Source organism: Undibacterium parvum (assembly GCF_003955735.1).
Lineage (GTDB): Bacteria > Pseudomonadota > Gammaproteobacteria > Burkholderiales > Burkholderiaceae_D > Undibacterium > Undibacterium parvum.
Genome location: NZ_CP034464.1, coordinates 3,488,528 through 3,504,372, shown reverse-complemented (window position 1 = coordinate 3,504,372; position 15,845 = coordinate 3,488,528). Strand labels below are relative to the sequence as shown.

The 15,845-nt window shown below is 49.0% G+C and carries 16 protein-coding genes; 1 reads left to right on the top strand and 15 read right to left on the bottom strand.

The genetic code is table 11. The features are described from left to right. Nucleotides 1-90: 90 nt before the first annotated feature. From EJN92_RS15355 to rpsP, 5 genes are all read right to left on the bottom strand, one after another. Complete coding sequence (locus EJN92_RS15355; protein WP_126128627.1) at nucleotides 91-753, bottom strand: CoA pyrophosphatase; 663 nt, start codon at nucleotides 751-753, stop codon at nucleotides 91-93. A gap of 81 nt (nucleotides 754-834) precedes the next feature. Then, nucleotides 835-1,215: a 50S ribosomal protein L19 gene (rplS, locus tag EJN92_RS15350; protein WP_126128626.1), complete on the bottom strand. Its 381-nt coding sequence runs from the start codon at nucleotides 1,213-1,215 to the stop codon at nucleotides 835-837. A 119-nt stretch (nucleotides 1,216-1,334) separates the two neighbouring features. Next, on the bottom strand, nucleotides 1,335-2,081 hold the full coding sequence (gene trmD, locus EJN92_RS15345) for a tRNA (guanosine(37)-N1)-methyltransferase TrmD (RefSeq protein ID WP_126128625.1): 747 nt from the start codon (nucleotides 2,079-2,081) through the stop codon (nucleotides 1,335-1,337). A gap of 41 nt (nucleotides 2,082-2,122) precedes the next feature. After that, nucleotides 2,123-2,698 carry a ribosome maturation factor RimM gene (gene rimM / locus EJN92_RS15340; protein ID WP_126129962.1) on the bottom strand — a complete coding sequence of 192 codons (576 nt, stop codon included), beginning with the start codon at nucleotides 2,696-2,698 and terminating at the stop codon, nucleotides 2,123-2,125. 13 nt (nucleotides 2,699-2,711) lie between these two features. After that, a complete protein-coding gene (gene rpsP, locus EJN92_RS15335) occupies nucleotides 2,712-2,963 on the bottom strand; it encodes a 30S ribosomal protein S16 (RefSeq protein WP_126128624.1) in 252 nt (83 codons plus the stop codon). A 330-nt stretch (nucleotides 2,964-3,293) separates the two neighbouring features. Between rpsP and EJN92_RS15330 the strand changes: the two genes are divergently transcribed. Further along, nucleotides 3,294-3,710, top strand: coding sequence for an NINE protein (locus tag EJN92_RS15330; RefSeq protein ID WP_126128623.1), 417 nt, complete (start codon nucleotides 3,294-3,296; stop codon nucleotides 3,708-3,710). A 94-nt stretch (nucleotides 3,711-3,804) separates the two neighbouring features. Here the strand turns inward: EJN92_RS15330 and EJN92_RS15325 are convergent, their stop codons facing one another. The 10 genes from EJN92_RS15325 to EJN92_RS15280 all read right to left on the bottom strand — a co-directional run bounded on the left by EJN92_RS15325 (nucleotide 3,805) and on the right by EJN92_RS15280 (nucleotide 15,533). Continuing rightward, a complete protein-coding gene (locus tag EJN92_RS15325; protein WP_126128622.1) occupies nucleotides 3,805-5,595 on the bottom strand; it encodes an acyl-CoA dehydrogenase in 1,791 nt (596 codons plus the stop codon). 150 nt (nucleotides 5,596-5,745) lie between these two features. Further along, on the bottom strand, nucleotides 5,746-6,675 hold the full coding sequence (locus EJN92_RS15320) for an electron transfer flavoprotein subunit alpha/FixB family protein (protein ID WP_126128621.1): 930 nt from the start codon (nucleotides 6,673-6,675) through the stop codon (nucleotides 5,746-5,748). 83 nt (nucleotides 6,676-6,758) lie between these two features. Then, entirely contained in the window at nucleotides 6,759-7,511 is a 753-nt protein-coding gene (locus EJN92_RS15315) for an electron transfer flavoprotein subunit beta/FixA family protein (RefSeq protein ID WP_126128620.1), read from the bottom strand. A gap of 330 nt (nucleotides 7,512-7,841) precedes the next feature. Beyond that, complete coding sequence (locus tag EJN92_RS15310) at nucleotides 7,842-8,069, bottom strand: sulfurtransferase TusA family protein (RefSeq protein ID WP_126128619.1); 228 nt, start codon at nucleotides 8,067-8,069, stop codon at nucleotides 7,842-7,844. A 182-nt stretch (nucleotides 8,070-8,251) separates the two neighbouring features. Beyond that, nucleotides 8,252-8,749, bottom strand: a complete 498-nt coding sequence (locus EJN92_RS15305; protein ID WP_194074941.1) for an NUDIX domain-containing protein — start codon at nucleotides 8,747-8,749, stop codon at nucleotides 8,252-8,254. 32 nt (nucleotides 8,750-8,781) lie between these two features. Further along, entirely contained in the window at nucleotides 8,782-9,300 is a 519-nt protein-coding gene (locus EJN92_RS15300; protein ID WP_126128617.1) for a GNAT family N-acetyltransferase, read from the bottom strand. A 19-nt stretch (nucleotides 9,301-9,319) separates the two neighbouring features. Next, complete coding sequence (gene alaS, locus EJN92_RS15295; protein ID WP_126128616.1) at nucleotides 9,320-11,932, bottom strand: alanine--tRNA ligase; 2,613 nt, start codon at nucleotides 11,930-11,932, stop codon at nucleotides 9,320-9,322. Nucleotides 11,933-12,123: 191 nt separating this feature from the next. Then, nucleotides 12,124-12,456 (bottom strand): hypothetical protein, encoded by a 333-nt coding sequence (locus EJN92_RS15290; RefSeq protein WP_126128615.1) that lies wholly within the window; start codon nucleotides 12,454-12,456, stop codon nucleotides 12,124-12,126. Nucleotides 12,457-12,637: 181 nt separating this feature from the next. After that, nucleotides 12,638-13,369 (bottom strand): glycerophosphodiester phosphodiesterase, encoded by a 732-nt coding sequence (gene ugpQ / locus EJN92_RS15285; RefSeq protein ID WP_126128614.1) that lies wholly within the window; start codon nucleotides 13,367-13,369, stop codon nucleotides 12,638-12,640. Between the two features lie 316 nt (nucleotides 13,370-13,685). Further along, nucleotides 13,686-15,533: a M2 family metallopeptidase gene (locus tag EJN92_RS15280; RefSeq protein ID WP_227869568.1), complete on the bottom strand. Its 1,848-nt coding sequence runs from the start codon at nucleotides 15,531-15,533 to the stop codon at nucleotides 13,686-13,688. Between the last annotated feature and the right edge of the window lie 312 nt (nucleotides 15,534-15,845).

The following is a 15,845-nucleotide window of genomic DNA, read 5'->3' as shown; positions in this document are numbered from 1 at the left end:
TTTGTATCTGCGGCAAGTGTAAACTGATTTGCCAAGATTATGAAGCCTGTTCGTCAAGTGTTTCTAGGATACTGCTGCGACTGCGAGCAATTAGCTGCGCAGCAGATGAAAAAGATTACGTAACATGCCAGCCGTCGCACCCCAGATGAAGTGCTGCTGATACGGCATCGCATAAAAAATTCGCCTATCTTTTTCGTTTAAGACCAGCAGCCGGCGTTGATGGTTCTGTCCATCCATTAAGAATGATAGCGGTACTTCGAAAATCGAAGCCACCTCTAAGGGATCGGCCACTAATTCAAACGGTGGCTGTAGTAAGGACACCACAGGCGTAATCTCGTAGCCGGTAGCGGTACGATATTGTGGCAATACCCCAAGCACATCGACATGCCGTCTATCTAAGCCAATTTCTTCTTGTGTCTCGCGCAAAGCGGTTTCTATTGCCGAATGGTCGGACTCTTCATAGCGTCCACCTGGAAAGCTAATCTGCCCCGCATGGTTTTGCAAATGCGCGGCTCTATGCGTCAACAGCAAGGTCAAGCCCTGTTCCCGCATGACTAAGGGAATCAGAACCGAGGCTGGTTTAAAGCGAGTGACGCCAGACAGCAAATATTCATCGGTGACCTCTGGTACCCACGTTGGCGCAGCCGCGAAGCGTTGTCGCAGTGCCTGCGCAGTCAGCCGCGAGGCTGGCACTGCGGTTTCACCAGCGACCGAAATGACAGGCAGTTGCTCCGGATTAAATGCCAGCTTCACGCGTTCACCTTCTTTTGATTACTTAAAATAAAAAAGGGACGCCATTGGCATCCCTTTTTCCAACATACCAAGCAAATACTACTATGCTTTTGGCGCTGCTGTTTTGCGGGTTGGCAATTTCTCTTTGATACGAGCAGATTTGCCTGAACGTTCACGCAAGTAGTACAACTTAGCGCGACGAACGTCACCGCGACGCTTAACTTCAATCGAAGCGATCAACGGAGAATACAATTGGAATGTACGCTCAACGCCTTCGCCAGATGAAACTTTACGAACGATGAAGTTTGAATTCAAACCACGGTTACGACGAGAAATCACAACGCCTTCGTAAGCCTGGGTACGCTTGCGTGTACCTTCAACTACGTTAACGCCAACGATAACTGTGTCGCCAGGTGCGAAATCAGGGATGCTTTTGTTGAGGCGAGCAATTTCTTCTGCCTCTAATATTTGGATTAAATCCATTTTTATTACTCCGAATACCATCTTGCTGACGCCAATACGAGCTAGCTCAGTAGAGGATGGGGTTTAACATGCGAACCAAGGTTCGCTCTTTTACAGCAAAGCCTAAGCTTTGATGCTTACTACAAACTACTTAAAAACTTTTCATCTGCCTTGCTAAGCAAGCCAGCAGCGCGTGCCTGAAGTATCAGGTCCGGACGCTTTTGCTGGCTAGTCTGAAGAGAGCGTTGTCGCCGCCATTTTTCAATTTCAGCATGATTTCCCCCCATCAATACAGCAGGTACACTCAAGTCTTCAAAAATTTCTGGACGAGTGTAATGCGGACAGTCCAAAAGACCATTCACAAAACTATCCTGTATCGCGGAGTCTTCATCATGCAAAACACCAGGTAACTGACGTATCACTGAATCCATCAAAGCCATTGCAGGCAACTCACCACCAGATAGAACGAAATCGCCTAAGCTGATTTCTTCATCGACATAGTGATCAAGCAAACGTTGATCTACTGCTTCGTAACGTCCGCACAGTAAAACCAAACCCGATTGTCGCGACAAATCCATTACTCGATGATGCGTCAGAGCGCCACCCTGCGGCGAAAGATAGATGACGCGCGGCGGGGTTTTACCCAACTGCGCCTGCCTTTCTTTTGCCGCAAAAATAGCTGATTGCAAGGGCTTACCTAACATCACCATACCAGGACCACCGCCATACGGCCTGTCATCCACGGTACGATGTTTGTCGGTCGTGTAATCGCGTGGATTCCACAAGGCCAACTCACATTTTTTTTGCTCGAACGCACGTCGCGTTACGCCAGACTGAGTCAGGGCAGTGAACATTTCGGGGAACAGTGTTACGACATCAAATTGCATAGCATGCTGATTTCATAAAACTTGGCCCTTGAAGCCATTCACTAATAATCCAAACCCCAGTCTACCGTTACCTTACGTGCGACCTGATCCACATCCTTGACGAAATTATCGACAAAGGGAATCAGACGCTCGTGCTTAGCCAGTTCACTTTCGGGAACATCGGCTTGCGCGACACGTAAAATAGGATGTGCACCGTTGTCCATCAAGTCTCTCACCACGCCCAGACTTTCGTCTTGTAGGTTTTCGACCGACAAACCAATCAGATCCAGCCAGTAAAACTCACCTTCCGGCAAGACCGGAAAATGACTACGGGAAATCTTGACCGTCGTACCTTTTAAGGCTTCAGCGGCATTTCTATCTGCGACACCACTCAATCTTGCGACCACATCCTCGCCGTGAATTTTACATTCCAAGCGTTGAATATCGCGCAATTGAGGTTGCTGCGGACTTTCTAACCACCAAGTCTTAGCAGATAACACTGCGTCTGCGGTAGATGAATAAGGTCTAACTTTTACCCACCCTTGAAGACCAAATGCCCCCGAGATATAGCCAACTAAGACTAAATCTTCAGGAGCACTTGCACTCACCACAGCGCCAGCTAATCCTCCAGCCAACATCACAGACAAGCGATTAAGCCGCTGCTTTGTTAGACTGAGCAACCAAACGAGCTACAGCTGGCGACAATTGTGCGCCTACGCCTTGCCAGTATGCCAGGCGATCAGCTGCGACACGTACTGTCTCAGCATTGCCAGTTGCTACCGGATTGTAAAAACCGATACGTTCAATAAAACGACCATCACGACGATTACGGGAATCAGTTGCAACGATATTGTAAAAAGGGCGCTTTTTTGCACCACCACGAGCCAAACGAATAACGACCATAATATTTCCAAAAAATGTCTAAAGACGGAAAAAGCCGTAAATTATAACGCGCCCCGCTCAATATCTGCAAGAACTATCATCAAGCATCAACTGAGATGGTGGTTAAACTCCCAAAATACCCACACATACAAGCCTACAGCATAGAAAACTAAGCTCTCAAAAAAACAAAATTTTTTAAAAAATACGCATCCCCTAGGAAAAAGAGCCTAAAAATATCGCTATAAACATATATTTACGTCCAATATCTGCATAAAACTTCTGCATATCCTATAAAATTCTTCACTAGCGCCCCGCCTAAATCTTGGCCAGCAATTCACTTCGAATATTTCAATGCAAAAAAAACATAAAAACAAGGCAATTACCTCATTTTTAGCATCCACACTTGGCAGCGTGGGCGTACATCGTTTTTACCTCAGCGGCACTAAGGATAAATGGGCTTGGCTACATCTTGCGAGTTTGCCGCTAGCACTCATTTTGAGCCAGCACTACTTCAATTTACCACTACTGGCAACCATGAGCGCTTTTGTGCTGTCGTTTTTGGCCAGTTTACTTGAAGCCTTAGTAATAGGCTTGATGCCTGATGAAAAATGGGATGCAAAATACAATCCGGAGTCGGGTCAGCAAAGCGACACCACTTGGCCGCTAGCAGTTAGCCTTGTATTGACCATGGGAATAGGCGCGATGGCACTAATCGCCGTTCTGGCGCGTAGTTTCGACCTTTTATACACTGGAGGAGCTTACGGCTGAGTTTGCCTCAGCATTTAGGCTTATCTGATAAAAAAATGGCACAAGGAAAAACTTTCCTTGTGCCATTTTTCATTAAGCTAGCTGTATTTTTTAATCAGAACTGATCTTCACTCATCGCCAATACGCCAGCGCTGCCATCGACAATAGAAGAACGCAGACCATGCGCAGCGGACAACAAATGATCCGCGAAGAAACGTGCAGTGGCGATTTTAGCCTTATAAAAACTAGCATCGCCATCATCCGCTTGCAGCTTTGCCTCTGCGATTAAGGCTGCGCGCGCCATCTGCCAACCACCTAAGACCAATCCAGCCAGCTTCAGGTAAGGCACGCTACCAGCAAATACCGCCTTAATATCGGTTTTGAAATTGGTCACAACGAAATCAACCACGTCTTCCAGCGCCACAGAACCCACTTCCAACTGACGTCCAATAGCCTGCAAATCAGGCGATGCGCTATTCGCCAACTCAGTCTCAGTAGCACGCACTTGGGCAATCAAAGCTTTTGCAGTGGCACCAGCATCACGCGCAGTCTTACGACCAACCAGGTCATTAGCCTGAATTGCAGTAGTACCTTCGTAGATTGTGAGGATTTTCGCATCGCGATAATGCTGAGCCGCACCGGTTTCTTCAATGAAGCCCATGCCACCATGCACTTGCACGCCAGTAGAGGTAACGTCCAGCGACATCTCAGTTGACCAACCTTTGACGATAGGCACCAAATACTCGTACGAAGCCTGACTGAGCTTACGCGTCGCATCATCGGCATGATGGTGAGCTGTATCACTCAATGAGGCCGCGACATAGGCCAAAGCACGTGCACCCTCAACCTGAGCGCGCATAGACATCAACATACGACGTACGTCAGGGTGATGAATAATCGTTACCGGACCAGCAGATCCCGCCAAATCACGTGACTGCACGCGATCCTTAGCATAACCAACTGCCTTTTGATAGGCGCGCTCGGCAACGCCTATACCTTGCATACCGACGCCAAAACGGGCAGCGTTCATCATGATGAACATGTACTCGAGACCACGATTTTCCTGACCGACCAAAGTACCGATCGCACCTCCATTATCACCAAACTGCAAGACAGCAGTAGGACTAGCCTTAATGCCTAGCTTATGCTCAATAGAGACGCAGTGAACATCATTGCGCGAACCCAATGAACCATCAGCATTGACCAAAAACTTCGGCACTATAAACAGGGAGATACCTTTCACACCCTCCGGCGCATCCGGAGTACGAGCCAGAACCAGATGAACAATATTGTCCGTCATGTCATGCTCGCCGTAAGTGATGAAAATTTTCGTGCCGAACACCTTATATGTACCATCACCCTCTGGGACGGCGCGACTACGCACCATCGCCAGATCAGAGCCCGCCTGCGGCTCGGTTAGATTCATACTGCCGGTCCATTGACCAGAAATCAGTTTTTCCAGATAAATCTCTTTTTGCGCGTCACTACCAGCTGTCAGCAAGGCCTCGATCGCGCCATCACTCAATAAAGGACACAAAGCAAAGGAGATATTTGCCGAGTTCAGCATTTCTATACAAGGTGTTGCCACCAGCTTAGGCAAGCCCTGACCGCCAAACTCCGCAGGATGCTGCACACCCTGCCACCCAGCTTCAGCAAACATCTTAAAGGCTTCTTTAAAGCCCTTGGTCGTGAATACCTGGCCATCCTTCCAGTAACTTGGTGCCTGATCGCCAACCCAATTTAGTGGAGCAACCACTTCACCGGTAAATTTGGCATTCTCTTCCAGCACGGCCTCTACCGTCTCTGGCGTAGCATCCTCACAGCCTGGCAAGGCATTCACTGCACTCAAACCAGCCAGCTCATTAATCACAAACAACATGTCTTTTAAAGGGGCGACGTAACTCATACTAAACTCCAAAAAATAAAGGACAGGATAATCAGGATCCGGTCGGAACTGCAAAATTACTCTGCCAGTTACACGACAAACCTGCCTATCCTGTCCTATTTACATCTTAAGTGTCACAGAGTAGATGAAGATATCCACCCCGCATTCTAATTAACCCAGCTCAGCAATCAGTTGTGGCACGATTTCAAACAGATCGCCAACGATGCCGTAGTCAGCAACCGAGAAAATCGGCGCTTCAGGATCTTTATTTATCGCAACGATCGTTTTCGAGTCTTTCATACCGGCCAAATGCTGAATCGCGCCTGAGATACCAACGGCGATATACAAAGCTGGGGCGACGATTTTACCTGTCTGCCCAACTTGCCAATCGTTCGGCACATAGCCAGCATCAACTGCGGCACGGGATGCCCCCATTGCAGCACCGAGCTTATCAGCCAAAGGCTCAAGCAATTTAAACGCCTCGCCAGAGCCCATACCACGACCACCAGAAACGATGACTTTGGCTGCCGTCAATTCAGGGCGATCCGATTTTGCAACTTCGCGTGAAACGAACGTCGATTTACCGACATCCGCAACTGCGGCAATGCTTTCCACCGCAGCAGAACCACCAATCGCAGCAGCATCAAAACCAGTGCTACGAACAGTAATTACTTTGGTTGCATCGCTAGACTGAACGGTGGCGATCGCATTGCCAGCGTAGATAGGACGCTCGAAGGTATCTGGAGAATCTACTTTAGTGATTTCCGAGATTTGTGAAACATCAAGCTTGGCAGCAACCCGCGGCAAAATGTTCTTACCGTAAGCAGTAGCTGGGGCCAGAATATGACTGTAAGCGGAAGCAATCGCCAAAACTTGTTCAGCAATATTTTCTGCCAGACCATCGGCAAAATACGCAGCTTCTGCCAGCAAAACCTTGCTGACGCCTGCGATTTGCGATGCCGCTTGTGCAGCCGCGGCCGCATTGTGGCCTGCTACCATTACATGAACATCACCACCGCATTGAGTTGCAGCTGTAATGGTATTAAAAGTGCTGCCTTTGAGGCTAGCGTTGTCGTGTTCAGCGATGACGAGTGTAGTCATGATGTTTTCCACTTAGTCGGCAGAAAATTTAGATCTTCTGCCGGGATTATTCTTAAGATTTTAAAAAGTCTAAACCGCAATAATTAAGCGATAACTTTGGCTTCGTTGCGCAACTTAGCAACCAAGGTTGCGACGTCAGGCACTTTAATACCAGCCGAGCGCTTAGCAGGCTCAACCACTTTCAAAGTTTTAACGCGGGAAGTTACATCGACGCCCAAGTCCGCAGGCTTAACGTTATCCAATTGCTTTTTCTTCGCCTTCATGATGTTAGGCAAAGTCACATAACGTGGCTCATTCAAACGCAAATCGGTAGTAATAATTGCTGGCAGCGTCAAACTTAAAGTTTCTAAACCACCGTCAACTTCACGGGTAACGATCGCCTTACCGTCTGCAATGCTCACTTTGGATGCGAAAGTGGCTTGTGGCCAACCCAACAAAGCAGCCAACATCTGACCGGTTTGATTGCAATCATCATCAATTGCTTGCTTTCCAAGAATAATCAATTGAGGCTGCTCTTTATCGGCTAATGCCTTGAGCAATTTCGCTACGGCCAATGGCTGCAACTCAACATCAGTTTCGACCAGAATGCCGCGATCAGCACCAATGGCCATTGCAGTACGCAAAGTTTCCTGGCATTGTGCAACGCCACATGAAACTGCAACCACCTCAGTAACCACACCAGCTTCTTTCAGGCGCATGGATTCTTCGATAGCGATTTCATCGAAAGGATTCATCGACATTTTAACGTTGGCGATATCAACACCTGAGCCATCGGATTTCACGCGGACTTTGACGTTATAGTCGACCACACGTTTGACTGGAACCAAGACTTTCATAGTTAGGCCTTTATTGAGCTATTATTTAAACAGAAATGATGAGTGTGCTACAGATATTGCTAAAACTACTAATTGACGTAAACGTAAACTCAATCAATTATAAAACGAAATTGGACTCTAGTCGCACAATTTAGCACGATCGTTCGTTTAGTGCTATATTGATAGTAGAGTACGCTGCCTAATACTCGATTAAAGCATCTTTCAAGAGAAAGAATTTCTTCAACTCATAAAAAAAAGCCCTACAAGTATCCTTGAGGGCTTCTTTATTGAGACTAAGACTACATTGCAGCAGAATTTGGCTCAACTTAATTTACGACTAATAACAATATTTTATTTACGTTTAATAAAATATTCATATTCTTTGCTATTTTCCAAGTGCGATAGCAGCTCATTCCCAGTTTGTTTTGAGAACGCTTTAAAATCTCGAACCGAACCAGGATCTGTGGCAACCACGCGCAGTACTTCGCCAGTGATCATATCAGCCAGTGCCTTCTTCGTTTTTAAAATTGGAAGAGGACAATTTAGACCGCGTGCGTCCAACTCTTTATTGAATTGCATGATTTTTCCAGTGGTAAGAAAAATAGGATAAAACAAACTCGGGTAACAACTTGTAACCAATTCTACCGGAAAAAATCACTTGCATGGTGCATCGCAACAAATTTAAAGTGCAGCCATGGGAGATTAACAACGGTTACACGCACTTTTTGCACTTAAATAGTGAACTAGAGCAATTTCTTCAATTAATTACTTCCCCATGCTGCATACACTGGTTGCAAGCCGCACGACCGCATCCAATCCGCAACTGCATGCCCAGTACCCGCATCCCATGGACGCAAGTTTTCAGGCGCAATCAGGCGATATTCCAACAATTCTTCTGACAACTGAATTTCGCCCGAAGCTCTTACATGATAGGCGATGATGAGCTCATTTTTGCGCATGAACTCATAGACACCGATCAAGGAAATATGCTCGGCGTCAAGATTGGTTTCTTCTTTTAATTCGCGCGCTATACCCTGTTCAGGCGTCTCATCACGTTCCATGAAACCGGTGATTAAAGCGAAGGTTTTTTCTGACCACGCAGCGTTGCGGGCCAGTAAAATTTTGCCATCGATTTCGACCAAGGCGGCCAATACTGGCAAGGGATTATCCCAATGCGTCCAATGTCCTTCTGGACAAGCCAACCTCAGCCGTCCTGCCTCTTGCTCATCCTGACGTTGTATTAATGCGACAGCGCACACAGGACAAAACTTAAATTCGGCCGCAAGCCCCGTCACAAACCACTCTCCGGCACCACCGGTGGATGCGGATGAAAGCGCGCCATCGCATATGCATCGACATACACGCCATTACGCAGGGCATAACCGCGATGCTTACCCTCAATCTCAAAGCCAAACTTACCATACAAATGAACCGCGGCAGCGTTATCACAAAACACCGTCAATTCCAGGCGTGACAGATTGAGCCAATTGTCGGCCAGGCTCAATAATTCGACCAGCAAGGCAGATCCGACACCACGTCCAGTAAAAGAATCTGCTACACCCATGCCTATGCTGGCAGCGTGGCGCCGCCGTATTTTTTTTTCCACATGCAAACCACCAGTGCCAACGATCACACCGTCATACATGGCGATCAAAACAAGATCATTCGCGTCAACTTGCCGCAGACGCTCTTGCCACATCTCCACACTGGGATAGGGCAATTGCAAAGTCCCGGCATAGGTATTGCTGCTCGCATACACTCTCTGTATTTGAGCAGCATCGGACAGTTCAGCACGACGAATAAAGATCATAGGCGCTCGCTAAAAAATATTACAACCTTTGGGTCAGCCAATCTGCAACATCGCCTAGGGCTTTTGACAAATTAGTCGGATCAGTACCGCCCGCTTGTGCCATATCTGGACGACCGCCACCTTTACCACCCACTTGCTGAGCGACAAAATTAACCAGGTCACCGGCTTTTACCTTGGAAGTACAATCAGCACTCACACCAGCCACCAGACTTACCTTGCCGTCTTGTACCGATGCCAGCACGATCACGGAGCTCTTCAACTGGTCTTTCAAACGAAGCACGGTGTCGCGTAATGCAGTACCGTCAACATCGTCCAGGCTCGCCGCCAATACTTTAACGCCTTTAATATCCAGCGCACGTGCCACCAAAGCGTCACCCTGATTGGCGGCCAGCTTCGATTTCAAGGCTGCCACTTCTTTTTCCAGCGATTTCATGCTTTCCAGCGACTGCAAAATCCGCGTTGTCAGATCTTCAGGCTGAGCCTTGAGTGCCGCAGCGGCTTCACTCACGCGGCTATCGAGGTCTTGCATCAAGCCCAAAGCAACTTCACCGGTTACCGCTTCAACGCGACGGATGCCGGCAGCGATACCGCCTTCGGCCACGATCTTAAACAGACCGATGTCACCGGTGCGAGACACGTGGGTACCACCGCACAACTCGCGTGAGCTACCAATATCGAGAACCCGCACTTCGTCGCCGTATTTCTCGCCAAACAAGGCCATCGCACCGTGTTTGACAGCGTCATCGAACGACATGACTTGAGCTTGCGCTGGCGCATTCGCCAAAATTTCGCGATTCACGATTAATTCAACCTGACGTATCTCATCCTTCGTCATAGGCGCGTTATGACTAAAGTCAAAACGGGTTTTTTCTACGTCAACCAGAGAACCTTTTTGTGCCACATGGGCACCCAACACTTCACGTAAAGCCTTGTGCATCAAATGGGTTGCCGAGTGATTACGCACAGTTTGCGCGCGCACTGCGCTTGCCACTTGCGCGGTAATACTTTGGCCAACTGCGATCACACCCAGACTCAAGACACCATGATGACCAAAAACATCGGCTTGAATTTTTTGCGTATCGCTCACCTCAAACGAGACATGATCACTGGTTTGCAAGACGCCAGAATCACCGCATTGACCACCAGATTCAGCATAAAACGGCGTCACATCGAGCACCACGATGGCTTGCTGGCCTGCATGGATCTGCTGCACGGCTGTACCATCGACGTACAAGGCGATGACTTTACTTTCGTGATTGAGTTGCTCGTAACCGATAAACTTGGTCTTGTCGCCGTTATATTCAATTGCCGCTGCCATCTTGAACTTACCCGCCGCACGTGCGGTTTGCTTCTGATGCGCCATCGCCGCATCAAAGCCCGCTTCGTCCAATACCACATTACGTTCACGGCAAATATCTGCAGTCAGATCCAGTGGAAAACCATAGGTGTCGTACAAAGAAAATGCCGTATTGCCGTCGAGATTTTTACTGTCTTTGGCCAAGGCCGCTTCCAGTATTTTCATACCGTGTTCCAGCGTTTCACCGAAGCGTTCTTCTTCTTGCTTCAAGACCTGCGCCACGCGCTCACCAGCCTCGGCCAGCTCAGGGTAGGCAGTGCCCATTTCCTGTACCAGATCAGCGACCAGTTTGTAGAAAAACGGCTTGGTCTGACCCAATTTATGGCCATGGCGCAAAGCGCGGCGGGTAATGCGGCGCAGTACATAGCCACGGCCTTCATTACCAGGAATAATACCGTCAACGATCAGGAAACTGGCGCAACGGATATGATCGGCGATCACTTTAAGCGAGTTATTGCCCAGATCAGCGCAAGCGGTTTCACGCGCAGCACCCTTAATCAGGCTTTGGAAAATATCGATTTCATAGTTGGAGTGCACATGCTGCAAGACTGCCGCTATCCGCTCCAGACCCATGCCAGTATCGACGCAAGGCTTAGGCAAAGGATGCAGGACACCCTGCTCATCCTTATTGAACTGCATGAACACAAGGTTCCAAATTTCGATGAAACGGTCACCGTTTTCGTCTGGAGAACCCGGCGGACCACCCCAGATATCGGCACCGTGATCGTAAAAAATTTCGCTACACGGACCGCAAGGGCCAGTATCAGCCATCTGCCAGAAATTGTCTGATGCGTAACGCGCGCCTTTATTATCGCCGATACGGATAATGCGCTCTACCGGCACGCCGATTTCGTTTTGCCAGATCGCATAGGCTTCGTCATCTTCCTGATACACGGTGACGGTCAGTTTATCTTTCGGCAAACCGTAGACAACAGTCAGCAATTCCCAAGCGAAATGGATGGCGTCACGTTTAAAGTAATCGCCAAACGAGAAATTACCCAACATTTCAAAGAAGGTGTGGTGACGTGCGGTGTAGCCAACGTTTTCCAGATCATTATGTTTGCCGCCGGCGCGCACGCAGCGCTGCGAGGTGGTTGCCCGGCTGTAGGCACGGTTATCCTGGCCCAAAAACACGTCTTTAAACTGCACCATACCTGAGTTGGTGAACAATAACGTAGGGTCATTGCCTGGAATCAGACTGGACGAGCGGACGATGTGATGTCCCTTGGATTCAAAAAATTTAAGAAATTTATCGCGGATTTCTGACGAGTTCATAAGTGTTTTTTAGGGCAAAAGCCGTGCAAATAGTGGATTTAGCTGCTGATTATACGTGATAACTTCCTGCATTTTGCTGCCACAAAAGCAAAACCCGCCGGACATCGTATGTCTGGCGGGTTTTGCTAGTGATTGCAAGCTAGAGTATTTACTTTTATCTAGATTTGAGCAAGCAAAGTGATACAAGTAAATTAATGCGCTGCGCCTGTGGTTTTTGCATTGTGTTTTTTATCATGAATTTTTTTACTGGCATTGTCTTCTTCATGCTGCAGGTGTTGTCGCTCGTGCTTAGTCACTTTGCCATCCGCCTTGGCCGCTTGCTTATCGGCCTCGATCTTGGCTTCACGTTTTTCCAAATTGCTGGTTTCTTTGGCTGTCAAGGCACCCGAGTTGACGCCTTCAGCAATACGTTTCTGTTGATTTTCCTGACGTTGATCAACTTTAGGAGTGGCCGTGGTTTGGGCAAAAACAGGAATCGCCAACAAAGTAGCGAGAAGGACGGACACGATTTTGACTGATTTCATGATAATGGCTTTCTATGCTGTATGAGTTAGATGAAGTCAACATGGCGACGATACGCTGTTTTATTCAATGAGCGTTGGCCCATGCCAGCTTAACGCGGGCGGATGCAAGCTAGTTGACCGCTCACCTCAGTTTCTAAGTAACAAACTGTAAAAAATATCTTTGGTTTTTTTAATCAAGCGACTAAAAATCAGCGGGGATTAGATTGATCTTGTCAGTGCAAAAAGCATCGACGCCCCAGTTGCGGATTTCCAGCGCCCGCTCCGGTGTATTCACCGTATAACACAGCAAACCATAGCCGGCCTGCTTAATCTGCTGCGCCAAAGCCGGGCTCAGGTGCTTGTGATTACAGTGCAAGGCCACTGCGGCTAGCTGCTGCAAACGACTCAGCCAGTCTGCGGGGATTTCATCGAACAAAAGACCGCGTGCGATCTCAGGCGCTTGTTTTTGGGCACTGGCCAAAGCCTCAAAAGAAAACGAAGAAAACAGCGGCGCAGGCGCGCCCTCCACATGCAAGGCTTGCGTCAGTTGCGCCACCACACGACCAGTCTCTTGCTCAAAACCGGGTACAGGTTTGATCTCGACATTCATCCAGATATCATGCTGCTGGCAGAACCGCACGACCTGCTCATAACTGGGTACTTTTTCGCCGATGAAGGACTCCGAATACCAACTCCCGGCATCCATTTCCAGCAAACGGGCAGCACTGGTGGTCGCCACCCCGCCCTCGCCCCTGACGGTGCGGCCAAATAGCGGGTCGTGCATCAACACTGGTACGCCATCCATGCTCAGCATCACGTCAAACTCCACCGCCCGATAGCCAAAATCGAGCCCGCACTGCATGGCGGCGATGGTGTTTTCGGGTGCCAGCGTGCCGCCGCCACGATGGGCAATCACTTTGGGATAGGGCCACATAAGAACTCCAGCGATGAGTAATTCAGAGCTAACAGGATATAGCCAGAAGCCGATAAAGGACAAGCCCAGACTATATTTAGCTGCGCGGCAGCCTGGGCACGACTAGCCGCAACCCTACACAAAATAAAAAGTGGGCAGGCCCACGACGCATATCTCATGCGGCTTACAGGCAAGTCTGGCTTGAAACCCGCATGGAATATGCGCGACAGGCATGCCCACTTAAAAAAAACCAAATAAACCTAATGAAACCACTACAGCACGTCTGCACGACTTAGTGCCGGCTTGCTTTTACTCGCTTGCTTTTACTCGTTGGCTTTTACTCTTTACTCAGCAGCGCATTTTGTGCATCCAGCCAGACTTTCAGAGGTGCAAAGTAGTCGAGAATCGCGGTAGCGTCCATCTGCTCTTCGCCGGTGACGGCCTTGAGCGCCTCATTCCAAGGGCGGCTCGCGCCCATGCTCAGCATGGCTTGATATTTCTCACCTGCCTTTTTGTTTTCGAAGATAGAGCAGCGATTTAAAGGGCCGACATAACCGGCCTCACGACACAGGGCGCGATGCAATTGGAACTGCAAAATATGCGCAATAAAATATTGGGCATAGGCTGAATTGGCCGGCACATGATACTTGGCACCGGCATCAAAGCCATTCACTTCCAGCGGAGCCGGACGCTTTACGCCCTGATATTTCTCACGCAATTCCCACCAGACTTTATCATAGTCTTGCGGTTTGGCTTCCCCCGAATAGACTTTCCAGCGCCACTGATCAACCAGATAACCGAAAGGCAAGAACGCCACTTTTTCCAGCGCGCGATTGAGTAAGACGCCGATATCTTGTGAGGCATCCGGTACTTCATTGAGTAAGCCCAGCTTATTCAGGTAAGCCGGTGTTACCGACAAAGCCACGGTGTCACCGATCGCTTCATGGAAACCGCCATTGGCGCCGCCCTTAAACAAAAACGGCTGCTTGCGATACGCCAGATCGTAGTAGATATGACCCAACTCATGATGGATAGTCAGGAAATCTTCGGTGGTCGGCGTGATGCACATTTTGATACGCACATCGGTCAGATTATCCAGATCCCAAGCCGATGCATGACACACCACTTCGCGGTCGCGCGGCTTGGTCAGCATGGATTTTTCCCAGAAACTGGCGGGCAATTTTTCCATTCCCAGGGAGGTATAAAAACCCTCGCCGAGTTGCGTCATCGCCTTAGCATCGATGTTTTTTGCTTTCAGCACTGCACCTACATCGAGCGAGGCATTCTGCCCTTGCGGCTTGACCAGCGGGTACAGATTTTCCCAGGACTGGCTCCACATATTGCCAAACAGATGCGCCGGGATTGCGCCCTCTTTTGGTACCACGTCTTTACCGTATGTCTGGCGCAGCTTTAAGCGCACATACATATGCAGCGAGTCATACAAAGGCTTGACCTGCAACCACAAACGTTCGGATTCGGCGGCGAAAGCCGCTGGCGGCATATCGTACTGAGCGCGCCACATGGACCCAGTATCGGCAAAGCCCATTTCTTTAGCGCCCTTATTGGATAAGGTCACGAATTGGGCATAGCTGTCTTTATACTTGAGCGATTGCTGATGCCAGCCCACCCAAACATCTTTCAGCACAGCCGGATCGCGGCTGGTTGCCATGATGGCTTCCATCTGTCCCAGATCCAGGCAAGAGCTGGCGTCGCCAGGTGTGCGGCAGTATTTGGCTTTGCCGTAGTCACCCGACATGGCGCTCGCCAGGCGCGTATATTCTTCGCGGTCTTTGGCGTCACTAATACTCAGACTCAATTGCAGCAACATCAATTTGCGTTTGCTGTCGGCCGATAAAGGCAGACCGTTGTAACGACGCGATGCCAGGGCGATCTCACCGGCGGCGGCTAAAGCGAGTTCGCCCGCTTGCGCCGCAATGGCCTCGGTATCATCGGTAATATGGGTCTGATTAACCCAGTCGGCGCGCTGCGCTGAGTTATTCAGTTTTTCCAGACGCAGTTCCGCGTCCTTTAAAAATGCCTCAGCTTCAGCTACCGTGGGTGCCGCCTGCTTGCTCGGCTTGGCCGATTTCATCGTATTAGCGGTGGCGGCCGAGGCACTTAGCGGATACAGGCTCGCCATTGCCAGCGCCAGTACCAGAGGGGCAATGCTATTTGTTTTTATCATCAGGTTCTCTCATTATTCTCAGCAACTATGCTCAGCAACAGCGCCCAACACCTAAGCGCGAATGTGAACAAATTACGGAGTTGGTCTCAAAAAATATTTTGAGGAAATATACCAGCTTAGCCAGCTTTAAATTGGCTTCGCCGCGACATTTAAATAAACTACGGCAGAGACCACTTCGCGCCACTTTTTTACTTACTCAAGGCGGCGAATTGCCGTTTTATCGCTTGCCTGTTTGATTCAGGCGTCACCTGGCGCATGCTGTGGCTATCGCTTAAATTGCCCGCATTTAGCAGTAAATGAAAAACCAAGCTA